Below are 18147 nucleotides of genomic sequence, written 5' to 3'. Positions count from 1 at the left end.
CTTTTGTGTTAAATATGGGCGCTTAGCATCCCCGTAAAACGTCGCAGCTATTATACGATGACTTTTCGAGGATAAAGGGCGAGTCACATTGGGCGTCAATTTATGGATGCAACTATCCGATTATTTTTTCAATCATTCTAAGGACTATTTATGCTTCGCTATTTGAATGTCTAAGGTTGAGCGTGGGTGAAACATTGCTGATTCGTGGAGGAACCAGTTCTGTAGGTATGGCAGCCATGCAGCTTGCCAAGTCCGCTGGCGCAACTGGTATATCGACTACCCGAGATAAAAACAAAGCAGATTTTTTAAAGCAATTTGGCGCAGATTATGTACTGCTTGATGATGAATCATTAACCGAAAAGCTGTTTGCTATTGCGCCGCAAGGTGCAAATAAAATTTTGGAGCTAGTAGGAACGGCAACATTGAAACATTCGCTGTCGCTCGTGTCAGAGTATGGCATCCTATGCATGTCAGGAATATTAGGGAATGAGTGGGAGATGGAACGTTTTGAACCGTTTTTCTAAAGAGCAATTCATTTCTGGTAAGAACCGAGGAGTGATCGAAATGATGGACAGTTATCGTGCGCGTTTGGACAAAGCAAAAGCGGCGTTGGAGGAAGCGGATACCATTTTATTAGGCGGAGGGGCAGGTTTATCGGCAGCTGCGGGTATTGCATATAGCGGGAAACCTTTTACCGACCATTTTGGCCCCTTTATTGAAAAGTATGGCTTCACTGACCTTTACACGTCCAGCTTTTATCCGTTTGCAACAGAGGAAGAGAAATGGGCTTACTGGGCCAAGCATATCAGTTTAAGCCGCTATGAAGCGGGTGCGACCAAGCTTTACCAGGATTTATTTCGATTGGTTCAAGACAAGCCGTATTTTGTCATCACGACCAATGTCGAAAGCCAGTTTGAAAAGGGAGGCTTTCCGCCAGATCGCATATTTGAGATACAAGGCAATTACAGCTATCTACAGTGTGCTAAAGGCTGCCACAACAAACTTTATTATAATGAACAAATCGTTAAGGATATGATTCAGCAGACCGTTAATTGTCAAATACCAGCTGAGCTCGTACCTAAATGTCCGGTCTGCGGCGGAAAGATGGATCCTAATTTAAGAATGAACCGGTATTTTGTGCAGGATGACAAGTGGCATGATCGGGATACGTCATACAAAAATTTTTTATTGAATGCTGAAGAAAAGAAGATTGTTTTTTTGGAATTGGGAGTTGGTTTTAATACGCCGGGCATCATTCGTTATCCTTTTGAAACAATGACTTATCATAATGAGAGGGCTATTTTAATTCGGCTGAACAAAGACCATCCAGAGGGCATGCAGGAAATAAATGCTAAAACAATCACATTTACCGAAGATATGCAAGAGATTGTATTAGCGGTTATGAAATAAAATTCATGTTGAGGGAGATGTAAAAGGGTGCAACTAACATTAATGGAGTATGCTTCTCTCATCCAATTGAACGACCGTTATATACCAGCGCAAAATGATTTCTGTCGTAAAGAGGAAATGGTAAACGATTTATTAGAAACGCTGCTGGAAGAACAACAGCAGGTGCGGAAAACGGAGCTTCCCTCTAATTATATGGAAAAACGCAATTTACTAAAGAGGCTTCTCACGGTCAGGGAACCGGCACCATTAGCAGCGGACTTTTTAAGCAAGCTAGACGCTCTTTTGCAAACCGAATTAAAAGAAAAAGGGACTGTTGATGTGGATCATTTAGATTGCGTTTCAACTTTGGTACCCCGGTGCAGCTTTAGCCAAGCTGATAAATTCAGCTTATGGCAGGGCGACATTACACGGCTTGGTGCAGATGCAATCGTCAATGCAGCGAATCAATATATGTTGGGCTGTTTTCAACCATATCATGCTTGTATTGATAATGCTATTCACAGTGCGGCAGGCCCGCAGTTAAGGGAAGATTGCAAAATCATTATGGCTTATCAAGGCGAGCCAGAAGCTACAGGTGGAGCAAAAATCACAAGAGGTTATAATTTGCCCGCAAGGTTTGTTTTGCACACCGTAGGTCCGATAGTATTCAAAGGAACGGAATTGATAGAGCAGCAAAAGGCAGAGTTAGCCGCTTGTTACCGAGCTTGTCTGGAGCTGGCCAATGAAATAGAGGATATAAAAACGGTCGCTTTTTGCTCAATCTCGACAGGGGTGTTTGGGTTTCCTAAGCCAGAAGCGTCCAGAATAGCTGTCCAAACCGTCAATGAGTGGTTGAATACGCATGCCCACCATTTTGAGAAAATCATCTTTAATGTGTTCAGCGACGACGATTACACGGAATACCTCCATGCGTTTCAATCCTGATCTTACAGAGAGGGATGTGAATTTAATTGCCAATTGAATTGAAAGATATAACTTCCAAGAAAATTTTAAGTGAAGCCACAGGTTATTTAGATACGGGATATACCCATTCCTTAAACCCGTATAGCGGCTGCGCATTCTCATGCAGATATTGTTACGTAAGAGAAATGCCGATTCAAAAGTTTAAAGAGACGCCTTGGGGAGAATGGGTGGAGATCAAAACAAATGCGGCTGAAAATTACCGGAATGAAGTCATCAAGCTGCGTCAAAAAAACAAACCGATTAAGATCTTTATGTCCTCGGCAACTGATCCTTATCAACCGATTGAACGAAAGACAGCTATTACACGACGGATTTTGGAAGCGATGCTCGAAACGCCGCCTGATCTGCTTCAAATCCAGACACGAAGCCCACTCATTACAAGGGATCTTGATTTGATACTTAAATTAAAGGAGACTTGTGATGTCCTGGTATCCATGACGATTGAAACAGATCGAGAGGATATTAAGCAAATTTTTTCGCCGTATGCGCCTGGGATCAAATTGCGCCTAAGAGCTATAAGAGAAATATATGAATCCGGAATAGCTGCGCAGGCCTCCATTTCACCGGTATTGCCGTTTACCCCTGAGTTTCCTAAATTGCTGAACGGCATAGTGGATCGTATATGGATTGATACGCTGAATATAGGGGACGGTTCGATGGGAAAGCGTTCAAAGCGGCTAGGAATGCCTGAATTATTTGCAGCACATGGGCTGACCGATTGGTACCGCGGGGATATCCATGTCAGAGTCGAAAAGTACTTCAAGAAAAGTTTCCCTCATGCGATGATACATGTTTCGAAAAATGAAGCTTTCCCTAAGCCTTAAAAACAATAGAAGTCTAGAAAGGAGTTTCACCATGTTATTTGAAACTAACAAACATCAGATGCACAGATTTACTGAGTTTATTAATACAGCTAGCGAGAAGCTAGCTGTAGAGCTTATTGCACCGGATGCTATCTTCTTTGTCCCCGGACAGGCCGAGCCGATGCGGGGGCCAGCTGGCTATCTCGCGATCATCGGAATGATGCGAAGTGGCTTCCCTGATATAAAGTGGACGTTGGAGGAGATGGTTGCCGAAGGGGATAAGGTGGCTGTACGCTTCATCATGCGAGGTACACATCTGGGCACTTTCTACGGTTTCCCACCAACAACGAAGACGATCCAAGTGCAGGCAATGAATTTCTACCGATTTTCCGGTGGACAAATCGTCGAAGAATTTGGCCAACCCGATATGCTGGGGTTGCTTCAACAGATTGGGGCTGCACCGACAGCTTAACGGAGATGCTGCTGAGAAAAAGCAGGCTTAGAAATCGCTTACTCTTTGAATGGTCACACTCTCTGAGATGAAAACCTCCTCAACTCTCTGGTAGAATAGAAACAGTGATTTGATGAGGAGGCGCTTGCAATGGACTTTCAAACCGATATTTCTGATGAATATGCGAGACTGAAAGGAAATTCCATCCTATCGTTTTTATTAGATTGCGTTCGCGGCGGTCGTCGCAAACAAATTGAGAGAGAGCTGAGTACACCCGAATTTCAAACCTATACAAAGCTGATTTTTAGCAATCAATTATCTTTTACTTATATGGTTGTTCAATTTTTATGGCCTCAAATTGTGCGTTCTGCCGTAGACGGAGGAATGTCGGATATGGAGGCTTCAGGTATTTACCGCAATTATATTCTTAAGGCGCAACAGGTCAAATCCGTGCAAGCTTTATTAGATTTGCATCAACAAGTTTTCCTTGAGTATGCCGGCAAAGTCGCGCTTGCCCAAGAGGATAAACGCTATTCACCGTTAGTTCGAAAGTGTCATCATTATATTAAAGAACATCTGTACGATTCGCTGACTGTCAGCGAAATCGCGGAGGCGCTGCACTTTAGCCGAAGCCATCTTTCCCATGCATATAAACGAGAGACGGGAGAAACGCTTTCTGATCGCATCCGTAAGGAGAGGATTTCCGCGGCTATGCAGCTTCTCGAACATACTTCGCTGACATTGAACGATATTGGACAAAAGCTCGGCTTCAGCTCACAAAGCCATTTTACCGATATATTCCGGAGAGAAATGAGAATCACACCCCATCAGTACCGTCTCAAGCCTAAATCTCAAACATGATTGAGGCTGAAGCACATATTAACCAAAGATAAACGCTTAATTTCAGAAAAGAAATAGACCATCTCCTTGGCGAAGAATGGTCTATTTCTTATTTGCACCACTTTGCACCATCTAAAAGTTCACGTACAAATCTGATATAAAAAAGCATCAAGCTTGTAATGTTACCGCTTCGAAGTTTGTTACAGTAAAGGTGTCATTTTTTATATGGACACAGGATCTGTTTTTCATAACATTCGGAGGTGTAGCAAGTGAAATTTAAAGATAAAGTTGTTGTGATTACTGGAGCAGCTGCAGGACTTGGAAAACAAAATGCGATCCGCTTTGCCAAAGAAGGGGCAAAACTAGCCATTTGTGATATTCAAGAAGAGAAATTAAAGGAAACGGCAAAGCTGTGTGAGGCAGAAGGCACAGATGTATTAGCAATAGTAACAAACTTAAAAGAACAAGAGCAAATGAAGGAATTTGTGCAGAGCATTCAAGAGAAATTTGGCCATGTAGATGTATTAATTAATGGGGCCACTTCTTCGAACTATATGGTGCCTTTTTTAGAGCAAACGATTGAGGATTTAGATCATTCATTAAAAACACAACTATATGCAACATGGACGATGATGCAGCTTTGTTTCCCTTTAATGAAAGAAAATGGGGGATCGATTATCAATTTTATAAGCAGGGCCGTTCAAGGTCTAGATGGATATGCATCTTATACTGCAGCTAAAGGCGCTGTTGGGGCTTTAACCCGTACTGTTGCGATTGAATGGGGAAAATATAATATTCGAGTGAACAATGTCAGTCCTATAGCGATAACGGATACGGTAATAAATGACTCTCCGAAAGAACTTTATGATGTCATAATGACGGAAGTGGCGAAATCCAGTCCCTTCAACAGAGTTGGAATACCAGAAGAAGATGTGATCCCCGTTATTTTATTTTTAGCCTCAGAAGATAGCAGATGGATAACAGGACAAGATATCCGTGTTGAAGGCGGCGTAGATATTCATTGGTAAATCAATAATCATATATTAATAGTCATAGAAGAATAAAATGAAAGAATGCGTACAAAAAGAGTGGACATCCGTTTTAGAAAACGGAAATGTCCACTTTTTTTGATACAACAAATCATAGCGAGAAATCACAAAAAGAACCTGATTAGTCTAATCAGGTTCTTTCATATTGCATATAAACAGACACGATGATACAATCTGAATACGACTCTCGTGATTTAAATTGACATAAATAACGCATCTTATAATTTAATTGTACTATGTTGATGAACTCGTGTCAAATGATTTTTTTTTCAATTTAATGGTTAGGAGAGATGTTGTATGCGTTCTTTGGTTCTCGGTTTTCAGGAAATGGATAAAACGCAGCTGTTGCTCGTTGGTGGAAAAGGGTTGAATTTAGGGGAATTATCCAAAATAGAAGGAATACGAGTACCAGAAGGATTTTGTGTTACAACGGCGGGATATCAAACAGTCATCGAACAAAACGAAACGTACCATGCTTTGCTCAATCGACTAATGATGCTAACAGTAGAGGATCGAGATCAAATTGGTGAAATCAGCCGAATGATTCGACAGATCATTATGGAAGCAGACATTCCTGCCGATGTTGTAAAAGCAGTTACTCATTATCTCTCCGAGTTTGGGGTTAAACATGCTTATGCAGTACGTTCTAGTGCGACGGCTGAAGATTTGCCACATGCCTCTTTTGCTGGCCAACAAGATACCTACTTAAATGTCATCGGCAAAGAAGCAATCTTGCAGCATATTAGCAAATGTTGGGCTTCCCTCTTTACGGATCGCGCGGTGATCTACCGTATGCAAAATGGATTTGACCACAGCCAAGTTTATTTATCCGTTATTGTTCAAAGAATGGTTTTCCCACAGGCTTCAGGGATTTTATTTACTGCTGATCCGATTAATTCTAACCGAAAGCGGCTAACCATCGATGCCAGTTTTGGACTTGGAGAAGCTTTGGTATCTGGGTTGGTATCTCCCGATAGTTATAAAGTACAGGAAGAGAAAATCGTTGATATGAAGATTGCAGCCAAAAAATGGGCTATCTATGGACTAAAAGAAGGCGGAACAGAGACTCAGCAGATCGATCCTGATCAGCAAAAGGCGCAAACCCTTACTGAACAACAAATTTTACAGCTAGCACGCATAGGAAGAAAGATTGAAGAACATTTCGGCTGCCCGCAAGATATCGAATGGTGCTTGGCTCATGATACCTTTTATATTGTTCAGAGCCGGCCAATCACTACTTTATACCCGATCCCTGAAGCGGACGATCAAGAAAATCGCGTCTATGTATCTGTCGGCCACCAACAAATGATGACCGACCCTATAAAACCATTGGGATTGTCTTTTTACTTGTTAACGACACGTGCACCTATGCGTAAAGCTGGTGGAAGACTATTTGTTGATATCACACCTGCTTTGGCTTCGCCTGACAGAAGAAAGATGATCATAGATGCACTGGGTAAATCCGAGCCACTCATCAAAGACGCACTTTTGACCATCGTTGCGCGAGAAGGTTTTATAAAAACGTCACCAGATGATGGTGAAAAAATGCCTAGTACCAGTAATAGCCATGAAGGTATAGCGTCTTCGGATTTTCAAGCACAAATCGAAAACGATCCGACCATCGTTTCTGATTTGATTAAGCGTAATCAAACATCGATAGAAGAGTTAAAACAAAACATCCAAACGAAAACAGGGTCAGCTTTATTTGATTTTATTCTAGAAGATATCCAGCAATTAAAGAAATTTTTATTTGATCCACAAAGTTCGGCTGTGTTTATGACTGCCATGGATGCTTCTGCATGGATTAATGAAAGAATGAAAGAGTGGTTAGGTGAAAAAAACGTGGCAGATACGCTTTCGCAATCTGTTCCAAACAATATTACTTCGGAAATGGGTCTGGCGCTATTGGATGTCGCCGATGTGATTCGCCCTTTTCCAGAAGTCATTGATTTTTTACAGCATGTAAAAAACGATAACTTTTTGGATGAGCTCGTTACGTTTAAAGGCGGACAGGAAACCCTAGACGCTATCTCTGCTTATCTCCATAAATACGGAATGCGCTGTGCTGGAGAAATCGATATGACGAAAACGCGTTGGAGTGAAAAACCAATGACACTTATCCCGATGATTCTAGGTAACATTAAAAACTTTGAGCCTAATGAGGGCAAACGGAAATTTGAGCAAGGACGACAGGAAGCTTTAGAAAAAGAACGAGAGTTATTGGATCGCTTGAAAGCATTACCGGATGGCAATCGCAAAGCCGAAGAGACCAAACGAGTGATTAGTCTAATCCAAAATTTCATCGGGTATCGTGAATATCCAAAATACGGCATGATTAGTCGCTACTTCGTATATAAGCAAGCCTTACTGAAAGAAGCCGAGCAACTCGTTCAAGCGGGCGTTATTCATGAGAAAGAAGATGTATATTATCTCTTTTTTGACGAACTTAGCGATGTCGTACGCACCAAAAAACTGGATTACCAGATCATCAGCAAACGAAAGGACGAGTACAACATTTATGAAAAACTAACTCCACCACGAGTTATTACGTCTGATGGTGAAATGCTTTCGGGTAAATACGAACGAGAAAATCTCCCAGCCGAAGCTTTGGTAGGCTTGCCTGTTTCTTCTGGAGTGATTGAGGGGCGAGCACGTGTCATCTTAAGGATGGAAGATGCGGTTCTAGAAGATGGAGATATATTAGTCACGTCCTTTACTGACCCTGGCTGGACACCTTTGTTTGTATCCATTAAAGGACTAGTCACCGAAGTGGGCGGACTAATGACCCATGGATCCGTTATCGCGCGTGAATATGGCTTGCCAGCAGTTGTTGGGGTAGAAAGTGCTACCAAACTAATAAAAGATGGGCAACGCATTCGCGTGCATGGAACTGAAGGGTATATCGAAATATTGTAATGTTCTGGATCAAAGGAACGATGCGGTGTTGGGACGGTTACATTTACTTCCAGAAGGGCCCGGCCAGATGATTGGAACGGCTTTCAAGGCAATAACGCCAGAAAAGACCGGGTCGCCGAAGACAGAGGGACTCCTCGCAGCGTTGCAATACCGATTTGCCGTTCGGGCAACGGCGGATCCAATGATATTTCAAAGAGCTTGCCGGACTGCAGCTCCTCTTGGACATAATTTCGAACGACAAAAGCAAGGCCGAATCCGCTGCGAGCGAATTGAACGAGAAGATCCACGCTTCCCAGTTCGAATTCAGGCTCCAGCTTTACTCCATGTAAAGCGGCATAGTCATCCAGGTACCTTCTTGTACTGCCCCCCGACTCAAGAATTAGGAGAGGATATTGCTTGAGGGCTTCAATGGAAAGCGGGCCGTCAGCCGCCAAATCCCGAAATTTGATCCCCCCGACAAGACTGTCCTGAATCGGCGTGCTCTTACGGAACTCAACTTGTTTGTCGGATGCGGGCAGGCTGACGATGCCAAAGTCGATTTTGCCTTCCTTTAGCAGCGCTAGCGTCTCCGGAGTCGTCCGATTCGTGACTCGAATCCGTACTCCGGGGTGCTGGGCATGGAACTGCTCCAGATGAGGCAATAAGTAGTGTTTGCACAACGTGTCGCTTGCTCCAATCGCGATTTCTCCGCTGTTTAAGTTGTTCATCTCTGCTATGGCCTTTTCTCCGATGTCAACGAAATTGAAAGCCTGCTCCAGGTAGTGAAAAAGCACTTCTCCTTCCTTGGTCAAGGTAGCTCCCTTGGGAGTGCGGAAAAACAGCTGCCCACCAAGGGTGCTCTCCAGCTGTTTAATGGTATGGCTGACGGCCGGTTGAGTGATATGAAGCTGATCCGCGGCCCGCGATAAGCTTCCTGTTCTAGCAATCCAATAAAAGACACGGTACCATTCCAGATTCACTTGCATATCCATTACCTCTCTTTATACCTAATATAACTAATATCTATTATTCTAATACACTTTACTTCCATTATCATTAGCTCTGTAAGCAAATTAGGGTCGGAGGTCAAGGATATGACGATAACAGCAATTGTAGGTGCGAATTGGGGAGACGAGGGCAAGGGAAAAATGACAGACGTGATGGCGGCCGATTCTTCCTATGTGGTGAGGTACCAAGGCGGGAGCAACGCGGGGCATACGATTATCAACCCTTTCGGCAAATTCGCGCTGCGGATGCTTCCTTCAGGGGTTTTCTATCCGAATGTCGTAAACGTTATCGGCCCGGGAGTAGCGGTGGATATCGATGTGCTGCTGCAAGAATTGGAATCCTTAACGGTAAGAGGGATTCCGAGTCCTCAATTACGTATTTCGGAGCGGGCTCAAATTGTATTGCCAGTGCATCGGATGCTCGATGAGCTTGAAGAAAATCGATTGGGAACACGCAGCTTCGGTTCGACCAAACGCGGCATTGCTCCTTTCTATGCCGATAAATACGCGAAGCTCGGAATTCAAATTTCCGAGTTGTTCGCTGAAGATCATCTTCGTGAACGGTTGGAGCATTTATTGGAGAGCAAGAACATTGTGCTTGAGCATCTTTACGGACAGTCTTGCATTAAGGTGGAGGACTGGTTATCCAAGCTAAGCGAGCAGGCGGAAGCCATAGCGCCTTACCTGTGCGACACCACATCGTTGTTGCATAAGGCATATCGAAATGGAGAAGGAATTTTGCTTGAGGGACAGCTTGGGGCTCTGCGTGATCCGGATCACGGCATTTATCCGTTCACCACTTCCTCATCTACGCTTGCCGGATACGCGTCGGTCGGTGCAGGGCTTCCGCCGTATGCGATCGAGAAGATAGTTGCGGTTACTAAGGCTTACTCCAGCTGCGTCGGCGCCGGTCCTTTCGTTGCAGAGCTGGAGGGGGAGGAGGCCGAGAAGCTTCGAAGCCGCGGGGGAGATGCCGGCGAATATGGAGTGGTGACAGGCCGGCCGCGAAGGGTCGGATGGTTTGATGCGGTCGCGACGCGTTATGGCTGCAGGATCCAAGGCGCAACCTCCGTCGCCCTTACCAACTTGGATGTTCTAGGTTACCTGGATGAGATACCGATATGCGTAGGATATGAGACGGAGGGGGAGGTCGCGGACGAATTCCTCTTCCCACAGAAGTTATCCTCGGCCAAACCTGTATATAAGCGGCTTCCGGGCTGGAAGTCCGATATCTCGCAGGTGACTAAAATGGAAGATTTACCGGAAGCGGCAAGGGGGTATGTCGAATTCATCGAGTCGGAGATCGGAGTCGCGATCACGACGGTATCTGTAGGGCCTAGTCGGGAGCAGATTATCCTTCGGTGAGCGACGGCAACTAGGTGCTTAAGATCAGGCAAGTGAACTTAATGATACTATTTTAACCTGCTATTAGCTCATACTAAGCAAAAGAAAGGGCATAGTCCGTAATGGATTTGCCCTTCCAATTTCACAGCGTTTTTGTCTAATAGGCTCAGCTAATTAATCTGAACCAACTGCCATTGCTGATTCAGATCGCCGCGGTATAAATTTTGTTGGATCTTCGCTCCATCTGCCGTGGAGGATCCCAATACTTCGACTGCTTTGTTGCTGTTCACGTTAAGAATGCTCCAGTATCCGTTACTCAGCTTGATCAATCGAAACTGTTGTGCTGTATTAGAGAGATTCTGCATAAGCTGAATCGCTTCCTCGTTATTTTTTGTTCCGTTACGAACATCCATGACTTTATTATCGGATGAGCTCACGCTCCGCAATTCGTAATAGTTGTTGTAGGTTCCTTGATCCGTAACGACCCAGCGCTGAGCCGTCGTGTTATTGTCCGTCCACTGTTGAAGCTGCAGCGCATTCGTGTTTTGCCCGCCCGGCACCTCAAGTATTTTGCCCGATGCACGGTTCACAAGCTTGTACGTCGCACCATTCGTCACTCCATTCCAGACACCATTCCAGGGATTTAACTGCGCCCGTTCATAATACCATTCAAAAATAAAGCGGGCCATGCCATCGCGGGCGGTATTGCCATCATACAGCAAACCGGCTGTCGGGTCTGCGAACGAGCTTCTCGTGCCGGAATTCAGCAAAAATCCGTTCATATGGACGGCAATGCTCACATTGCCTGCCGCTGTGAAGATCGCTTTAGTGTTTTTGCCAAATCCTTCGTTTGAGCCGTTAAACAGCTCCCAATAGGAGGAGTCTCCGGGTTGTGTTTTAAACCAGGTTGTTTCTGTAATATTGATTGGATAATTATCAGCGCAAGGCTTAATATTGGTATCCCACTGCTGCTGTAACAGCGCATAATTGTCATTGGCACCATAGCCTGGATACCAATGGACCGAATAACCGATATTGTTCAGTGGATCCGTCAGCGGGTACGCTGCGCACAATTGATAGTATTGATCCCAGCCGAGCCCCGCCGCCCAGACAACGTTATCTGCCCCTTTACTGCGGATTGTGGAGATCATTGCATTTTGGAAGTTTTTGAGCGAGTTCCAGTACGCAACGAAATTGGACTGGGAAGGATGTCCGCCCCAAACACCGTTAACATCGGATAGAACAGGCTCGTTGATTAATTCGAACATGACGTTATCCGCGCTCTTAATGCCCGGCTGGTCAGCTAGGTAGCCCCAGATCTGATTGAATTTTGCAAGATTGTCGGGCGTTGTCGCTTGGTTGTTATTCAATGTGAAATCGAGGCCGAGTGTAACATAAAGCCCTTTGGTCTTGGCATAGTTGATGTAAGGGATGATTACGTTTTGGGTAACCGCCTGCAATCCAGCAAAGTTATAGGTACCCGCTGCAACGTCTCCCATGTCTTCCCGGTCAATGAATAGACGGACCTGATTCATATACCATCCATGGTTGTTGCCGTATTTGGCGGAAGTGCTCGTAAAGGTATCGGTAATATCCTTCAAATAGGCCAGAATAGCTGCATGCCGATTCCCGCCGTTCTGATTCAAATAGTAGTTGCTGTTCTGGTATGTCCAGTAAGCACCGGAAGGCTGATGCCACCCGCTGAGCAATACGGGCTGACCGTTGGTGTTCACCAGCTGATTGCCACTAACATGGAGCTTGGACATTGGCATGCCAACCCACGCTTCTACCGGCTTTCCGTTTAGCAACATCGGCGACATCACTAATGCGAGAAGCAGCATAATCTTGACTCCTAAACTGAATGTCTTCTTACTCATTCGTTACATCTCCTTTATTTTGTTTGATTTATGCAAATCATGATAGTAATAAGGCAGGGTGGAGCGGGCAATACTTTCTTCTTGGGGATCTTGTTTCGGAATGGAAGTAAATGTATGCGTTTACAAAATGAGCTTACTACTAGACAATGGTCGACGGCAACCTGTCGGATTATGGGAGTATGCCCCGCCAATTTCTACTTTGGGGTATGAGAAAGAAGTATGAATCAACAGGTTGTTAGCACTGAATGGAAGTAATACACTGTTGGCAGTGAAGCACTTCCATTCAGGAAAGGAAGATAATGAACATGGATAAATATCATTTAATATTGAATACCGCACCAGCAGGATATGACCAATATGGGGATAACATAGCTCGTGGGAAAATAGACACGTTTGAATATTTCTCTGCGAAGGTAGGCAACTCGCGCAAAATGATGATTTACACCCCGCCCGGATATTCAGATAATCAACGGTATAACGTACTCTATCTATTGCACGGTATTGGCGGGGATGAAACGGAATGGTACCATCACGGCAATCCGCAAGTTATACTTGATAATTTATATGCAGCAAGCAAGCTTGCGCCTATGATCGTGGTCATGCCAAACGGTCGGGCAATGCCGAATGATCGAGCGGAGGGAAACCTATTCGATACCGACAAGCTGCAAGCATTCGAGGACTTTGAATCCGAATTGTTACATGAGATCATTCCATATATAGAATCAAACTATTGGGTTCAGATCGGAAGAGAGAATCGCGCGCTTGCCGGTTTATCTATGGGAGGAGGGCAATCGCTTAATATCGGGTTAGGGAATCTTGACCATTTTGCATGGATTGGCGGTTTCTCTTCCGCTCCTAATACGAAGGCGCCTGAGCAGCTAGTGCCGAATCCTGAGGAAACAACTGCGAAACTCAAGCTGCTTTGGCTTTCATGCGGAGTTTTGGATAATCTAAAATATGTCAGCGACCAGACACATGCGTATTTGGACCGGCAAAATGTGCCTCATATTTGGTACGAGGAGAGCGGAGGCCATGATTGGCCGGTATGGAAAAACGATTTGTATCATTTTTCTCAGCTCATTTTTCAACCATTTCAATGTTAAACTGACAGCCGTCCTAAACGAGGGGCTGTTTCATAAAAGGTAAGCGCAGTAGCATAATCAGGATTACAGTCGAAGTTTTTTGGCGATTCAGCGTATAAAAGAATATAAAAAATAAACAGACATGATGATATCATCATGTCTGTTTATTTTGATAGAGAAAACTTATTTCCTCCTCAACAATAATGAATCAATCCTGTTAATTAAAGTGAGGTTAAATACTATGGCTATTCCGTTGACAGTAATTTTTTTGTCTAAGCAAACGCATGGATACCTATGCTTACTATATATAACTTTATAATATATGTCATGTTTTAGTATGCAGGAGTGATTGTGTGGAAACCGCAGAGGCAGAATGCTCTCTGCCCTTAGCAGGTACACCGTTTGTTGGATGTTGTTTAAGTACAGGAGGGTAGTCTTAACTCCGCCGTATTTTCGAGCTTTTCCTTTCGATTAGCGTGGGCTCCATTAAAATATTAACTAAACTGGAGGACAGTTTTTGATTCATTCGGTTCATTAATACCTCGAAAGTGGTTTTTGCCATGTCGCCAATCGGTTGATGGATGCTTGAGATTTCCATGATTTTAGACAAATACGTATCGTCAAAACCAATGATACTTATTTCTTCAGGAATTCGTATCTGTTTTTCCTGAGCAGCTCTCATAAATTCAAGAGCCATAATATCGTTTTCAGCAAAAATGCATGTGAATTTATGATTTTCTGGATAATCTAAATATTTCTCGATATCTCTGCGTATCAAGTAGGTACTATTGGACGATTCAGAAACTTGAATGAAGTTTGATGACTGGAATTCGAATCCATTCTCTTGCAGTACATTTACGAACCCGTAAAACTTCTCTCCGTCTTGCTCCGCTCCAATATACCCGAATGTCTGATGCCCCGAATGAATAAATCGTTCCCCGGCCAGTTTGCCTGCTTGTAGGTGATTGAGTCCAACGCTATCGATGAATTTATAATTTTGTGTAATCACAACGGCGGGCGTTTCCAGCTTCGAAATTCGCTCCAAGTTAAAATCGCCAGTCGGGACAATGATCATACCGTCTACTTGACGGGAAATAAAGTTTTGAATATTTTCCCATTCCGTAACCGGATTGAAATTTGAATTGTGCAGCAAAATGCTGTAACCGTTTTTCCTCGATTCAAGCTCCAACGAATGGATGATCTCGACAAAATAAGGATTATAGATTTCCTTTACGCATATGCCGATGATATTCGTACTGCTTTTCTTCAATGACTGAGCAGCTTTGTTGGGAATATATCCAGCTTCTTCAATGACTTTATTAACGACATTAACGATTTCCTCGCTAACGCCTTTATGCCCGTTGATGACTCTGGAGACGGTAGGTTGAGACACTTTCGCCCTTTTGGCGATTTCCTTCATCGTCAATTTTTCCATTGAGGCAAACTCCTTTCAGACTTACTATATCACAAAAAATGTCGAATAAGAATATTCTCTGAATACCAATAAGAATATATTCTGAATCTAATTAACTTGACAAGAAATCGTATTCTGATTTTGTGAATTTAATTTAATATCTATTCCTCTAAGCAGAAAGGGTTTTATAGAGAAGAAGAGATTACCATAAACACTTAGCTTACATCAATCTTAAAATAGTGAAAGAAATCAAGAAAAAAAGTCCAACTTAAACTTCGTTTTAGTGCGTTGACAAGAAAAATGCGGGGTGCTAACCTGTAAATGAAAGTGCTTGCAAACATGAATACGTATTCAATATATTTCTTGACTCGTGTTTATTTTCTTTGGTAACTCGTGAGGGAAAGGGGGAGAACCGTACGATTAGCATACCGCAAAGCGCGGCCGATCGGCGATTAAGACGGACGACTTAAGCAAATCCATCGAAAAGCGGTGAACACTATGGCTTTCTCTACGAAAAACGCGAACGAATATATTCAAGCGAACAAACATGCTGCAAACGAACAGTACAAACCATCCTATCACTTTTCCGCTGAAATCGGCTGGATCAATGACCCGAATGGATGTTCGTTTTACAACGGCCAATACCATTTATTTTATCAATATCATCCTTACAGCTCGAAAAATGGCCCCATGCATTGGGGGCATGCGGTAAGCAGGGATCTAATGGAATGGAGTCATCTCCCCGTCGCTCTTGCACCGGATCAGGCATACGACATCAGCGGTTGTTTTTCGGGAAGCGCCATCGAGGATAATGGAAAACATGTCATCATGTATACCGGTCATGTACAACCACATTCGCAGGATGGTTCGTTGACTAGGCAAACCCAGTGCATTGCTATCGGGGATGGTATGCAATATGACAAGATTGCTGAAAATCCAGTATTGACCTCTGATCAGCTGCCTGAAGGAGCATTGCCTCAGGATTTTAGAGATCCTAAGCTATGGAAGGATGGCGATTTCTATTACGCGGTAATTGGAAGTCGTGCCGCGGAGCATGTGGGGCAAATTCTTTTATATCGGTCCGCGAATTTGAAGAATTGGACCTATGTGGGGTTGTTACTGAAGGGTAACCCAAGCCTCGGCCATATGTGGGAATGCCCTGATTTCTTCCCGCTGGACGGCAGGCATGTGCTGATTATTTCTCCTCAAGGCGTGGAGAGAGACGGGTATCGCCATCACAATCGGGATTCCGTCATGTATATGATCGGCGACTTTAACCGGGAGACGGGGCAATTCCAGCCCTCTTCAAGCGAGGAACTGGATTACGGGTTCGACTTTTATGCCCCGCAAACGCTTATCGACGACAAGGGCAGAAGAATTGTCATTGGATGGATGCAAGCATGGGGGCGTTCCATTCCAGTGGATGAATGGGGACACGGATGGTCCGGCATGATGACGCTGCCCCGGGAATTGAAGGTGGAAGGCAGCCGTCTCATTCAGCAGCCGATACGAGAAGTTGAAGCTTATCGGAAAAATCACATCCGATTCGAGACTTTGCTAAATGGCACAGCAAAGGCAGAAGGCGTGGAAGGTCACTGTCTGGAACTGCTCATTTCTTTCACACCTAAGAAGGCAGCCCGATTTGGGCTGAAGGTTCGTAAAGGCGAGGAAGAAGAAACACGGTTGTACTACGATTCGGCTGAGGGGACATTCACGCTTGATCGTTCGAACAGCGGTCGAAGCATATCTACGCCTCCCGAAGAAGCAGGCGTGAATGGCAAGCGTTCCGTACCTATCGAACTGCGCGATGGCGTTTTATCGCTGCGGGTATTTCTCGATCGTGCAAGCGTCGAGGTGTTTTTGGATGGTGGTGTACGTACGATGAGCGCCACCATCTACCCCTCCGGCAACAGCACCGGGATCGTGTTCGAGTCGGACGGAGAGTGCGAGCTGAGTTTAGACAAGTGGGATCTGGAAAGCGGGGGCTGACGTTTCATGGTAGCGAAAGTGTTGCCTATGCAGTATCCCGATGTGACGTCTTGGCAATGGCACGCCAACCTATTAGCGGTGCTGTCCAATTATCCGCAGTCCACGCCGTGGATCATGAGCAATTATATCCAGCTTCAAATGACTTTCGATCCCACGGCTTCCCAGATCGAGTTTTACCGCGCTCCGACCGTGGAATTCGGGACCTTTCCTCATCTGTCTCCATGGATATACCAGCAGTTGCTTAAGCGAGAGACGGTCCGTTTGATCGCAGATGATCCTGTAACGTTTTTTTGCGGCTGTATCGATCGAGGCAACTATATTTACACTGTAGTCGAACAAAGCGTCTTTCTGGACGGAATCGACCACTTTCAGCATGATACGTTTATTTATGGGTACGACATGGACGAAGAGGTCTTTTATGTTGCGGATTTTACATTCAAAGGGAAGTATTCATTCGAGAAAGTGTCTTTTGCACAGTTGAGAATGGCCTATGAAGCAGTAAACGACGAATGGGATTGGCTAATGGGCGGTCGCGGCGGCGTGGCACTTTTCAGCTTTCGCGATGCCCGCTACGAATTTAACATCGAGCTCGTGAGGAGACTTATTCAGGAGTTTCTGGCCTGCTCCAGCAGCTTCAGCCTCGGAAGCGATCGGCGATGCGCATTCGGGTTAGATGTGTACGAAGCGCTGGCGGAGGACGCGATTAAGGCGGCAGCTGGCGAATGGGAACCGGACTACAAACCATTCCACGTCATTTACGATCATAAGAAGCTTATGCTCAAAAGGATCGAATATATGGGGCAATACGGATATCTGAATCATTATGAAGAGCTGTACGGTGAATACGAAATCATAGCGAATTTGGCATTTCTGGCAAGGAACCTAGTCGTCAAAGCAAGGGTGGCCGGCAATCGCGAATTTATGAAAAAAGCTGGAACGCTGCTCGGCGAAATTTCGGATCGGGAGAAAAAGACGCTTACTACAATGCTGAGGATGCTGTGAGCATAACTGAAAAAAGCGTAA

At 44.5% G+C, this 18147-nt stretch carries 15 protein-coding genes; 12 read left to right on the top strand and 3 right to left on the bottom strand.

The window, feature by feature from the left end; all coding sequences use genetic code 11:
* Positions 1-182 precede the first annotated feature (182 nt).
* The 8 genes from BBD42_RS25335 (at position 183) to ppsA (ending at position 8432) form a co-directional block, all read left to right on the top strand.
* Entirely contained in the window at positions 183-524 is a 342-nt protein-coding gene (locus tag BBD42_RS25335) for a zinc-binding dehydrogenase (RefSeq protein ID WP_237163558.1), read from the top strand.
* Entirely contained in the window at positions 508-1410 is a 903-nt protein-coding gene (locus tag BBD42_RS25330) for an SIR2 family NAD-dependent protein deacylase (protein WP_237163229.1), read from the top strand. The genes BBD42_RS25335 and BBD42_RS25330 overlap by 17 nt, the downstream gene beginning before the upstream one ends.
* A gap of 27 nt (positions 1411-1437) precedes the next feature.
* The gene (locus BBD42_RS25325) at positions 1438-2334 is read left to right on the top strand and encodes a protein-ADP-ribose hydrolase (protein WP_099520416.1); all 897 of its coding nucleotides are present in this window, start codon (positions 1438-1440) and stop codon (positions 2332-2334) included.
* 26 nt (positions 2335-2360) lie between these two features.
* The gene (locus tag BBD42_RS25320; RefSeq protein ID WP_237163228.1) at positions 2361-3197 is read left to right on the top strand and encodes an SPL family radical SAM protein; all 837 of its coding nucleotides are present in this window, start codon (positions 2361-2363) and stop codon (positions 3195-3197) included.
* 31 nt (positions 3198-3228) lie between these two features.
* Complete coding sequence (locus BBD42_RS25315) at positions 3229-3648, top strand: ester cyclase (RefSeq protein WP_099520415.1); 420 nt, start codon at positions 3229-3231, stop codon at positions 3646-3648.
* Between the two features lie 129 nt (positions 3649-3777).
* On the top strand, positions 3778-4488 hold the full coding sequence (locus BBD42_RS25310) for a helix-turn-helix transcriptional regulator (protein WP_099520414.1): 711 nt from the start codon (positions 3778-3780) through the stop codon (positions 4486-4488).
* A gap of 248 nt (positions 4489-4736) precedes the next feature.
* Positions 4737-5495 carry an SDR family NAD(P)-dependent oxidoreductase gene (locus BBD42_RS25305; protein ID WP_099520413.1) on the top strand — a complete coding sequence of 253 codons (759 nt, stop codon included), beginning with the start codon at positions 4737-4739 and terminating at the stop codon, positions 5493-5495.
* 318 nt (positions 5496-5813) lie between these two features.
* Positions 5814-8432, top strand: coding sequence for a phosphoenolpyruvate synthase (gene ppsA, locus BBD42_RS25300; RefSeq protein ID WP_099520412.1), 2619 nt, complete (start codon positions 5814-5816; stop codon positions 8430-8432).
* A gap of 83 nt (positions 8433-8515) precedes the next feature.
* On the opposite strand, the gene BBD42_RS25295 is transcribed toward ppsA, so the two are convergent.
* On the bottom strand, positions 8516-9397 hold the full coding sequence (locus BBD42_RS25295; RefSeq protein WP_099520411.1) for a LysR family transcriptional regulator: 882 nt from the start codon (positions 9395-9397) through the stop codon (positions 8516-8518).
* A 108-nt stretch (positions 9398-9505) separates the two neighbouring features.
* Here BBD42_RS25295 and BBD42_RS25290 point away from each other — a divergent pair, with 108 nt between their 5' ends.
* On the top strand, positions 9506-10783 hold the full coding sequence (locus BBD42_RS25290) for an adenylosuccinate synthase (protein ID WP_099520410.1): 1278 nt from the start codon (positions 9506-9508) through the stop codon (positions 10781-10783).
* A 149-nt stretch (positions 10784-10932) separates the two neighbouring features.
* On the opposite strand, the gene BBD42_RS25285 is transcribed toward BBD42_RS25290, so the two are convergent.
* Positions 10933-12639 (bottom strand): RICIN domain-containing protein, encoded by a 1707-nt coding sequence (locus BBD42_RS25285; protein WP_099520409.1) that lies wholly within the window; start codon positions 12637-12639, stop codon positions 10933-10935.
* 305 nt (positions 12640-12944) lie between these two features.
* Here BBD42_RS25285 and BBD42_RS25280 point away from each other — a divergent pair, with 305 nt between their 5' ends.
* Complete coding sequence (locus tag BBD42_RS25280; protein ID WP_237163227.1) at positions 12945-13742, top strand: alpha/beta hydrolase; 798 nt, start codon at positions 12945-12947, stop codon at positions 13740-13742.
* A 415-nt stretch (positions 13743-14157) separates the two neighbouring features.
* Here BBD42_RS25280 and BBD42_RS25275 read toward each other — a convergent pair whose 3' ends face one another.
* Positions 14158-15156, bottom strand: a complete 999-nt coding sequence (locus BBD42_RS25275) for a LacI family DNA-binding transcriptional regulator (protein WP_099520407.1) — start codon at positions 15154-15156, stop codon at positions 14158-14160.
* A 477-nt stretch (positions 15157-15633) separates the two neighbouring features.
* Between BBD42_RS25275 and BBD42_RS25270 the strand changes: the two genes are divergently transcribed.
* Both BBD42_RS25270 and BBD42_RS25265 read left to right on the top strand, forming a co-directional pair.
* A complete protein-coding gene (locus BBD42_RS25270) occupies positions 15634-17124 on the top strand; it encodes a glycoside hydrolase family 32 protein (RefSeq protein WP_099520406.1) in 1491 nt (496 codons plus the stop codon).
* Between the two features lie 6 nt (positions 17125-17130).
* The gene (locus tag BBD42_RS25265) at positions 17131-18126 is read left to right on the top strand and encodes a hypothetical protein (RefSeq protein ID WP_099520405.1); all 996 of its coding nucleotides are present in this window, start codon (positions 17131-17133) and stop codon (positions 18124-18126) included.
* Positions 18127-18147: the final 21 nt, after the last annotated feature.

The organism is Paenibacillus sp. BIHB 4019 (genome assembly GCF_002741035.1).
Classification (GTDB): Bacteria; Bacillota; Bacilli; order Paenibacillales; family Paenibacillaceae; genus Pristimantibacillus.
The sequence above is the reverse complement of the archived record's forward strand: the minus strand, read 5'-3'. Positions and strand labels throughout refer to the sequence as shown.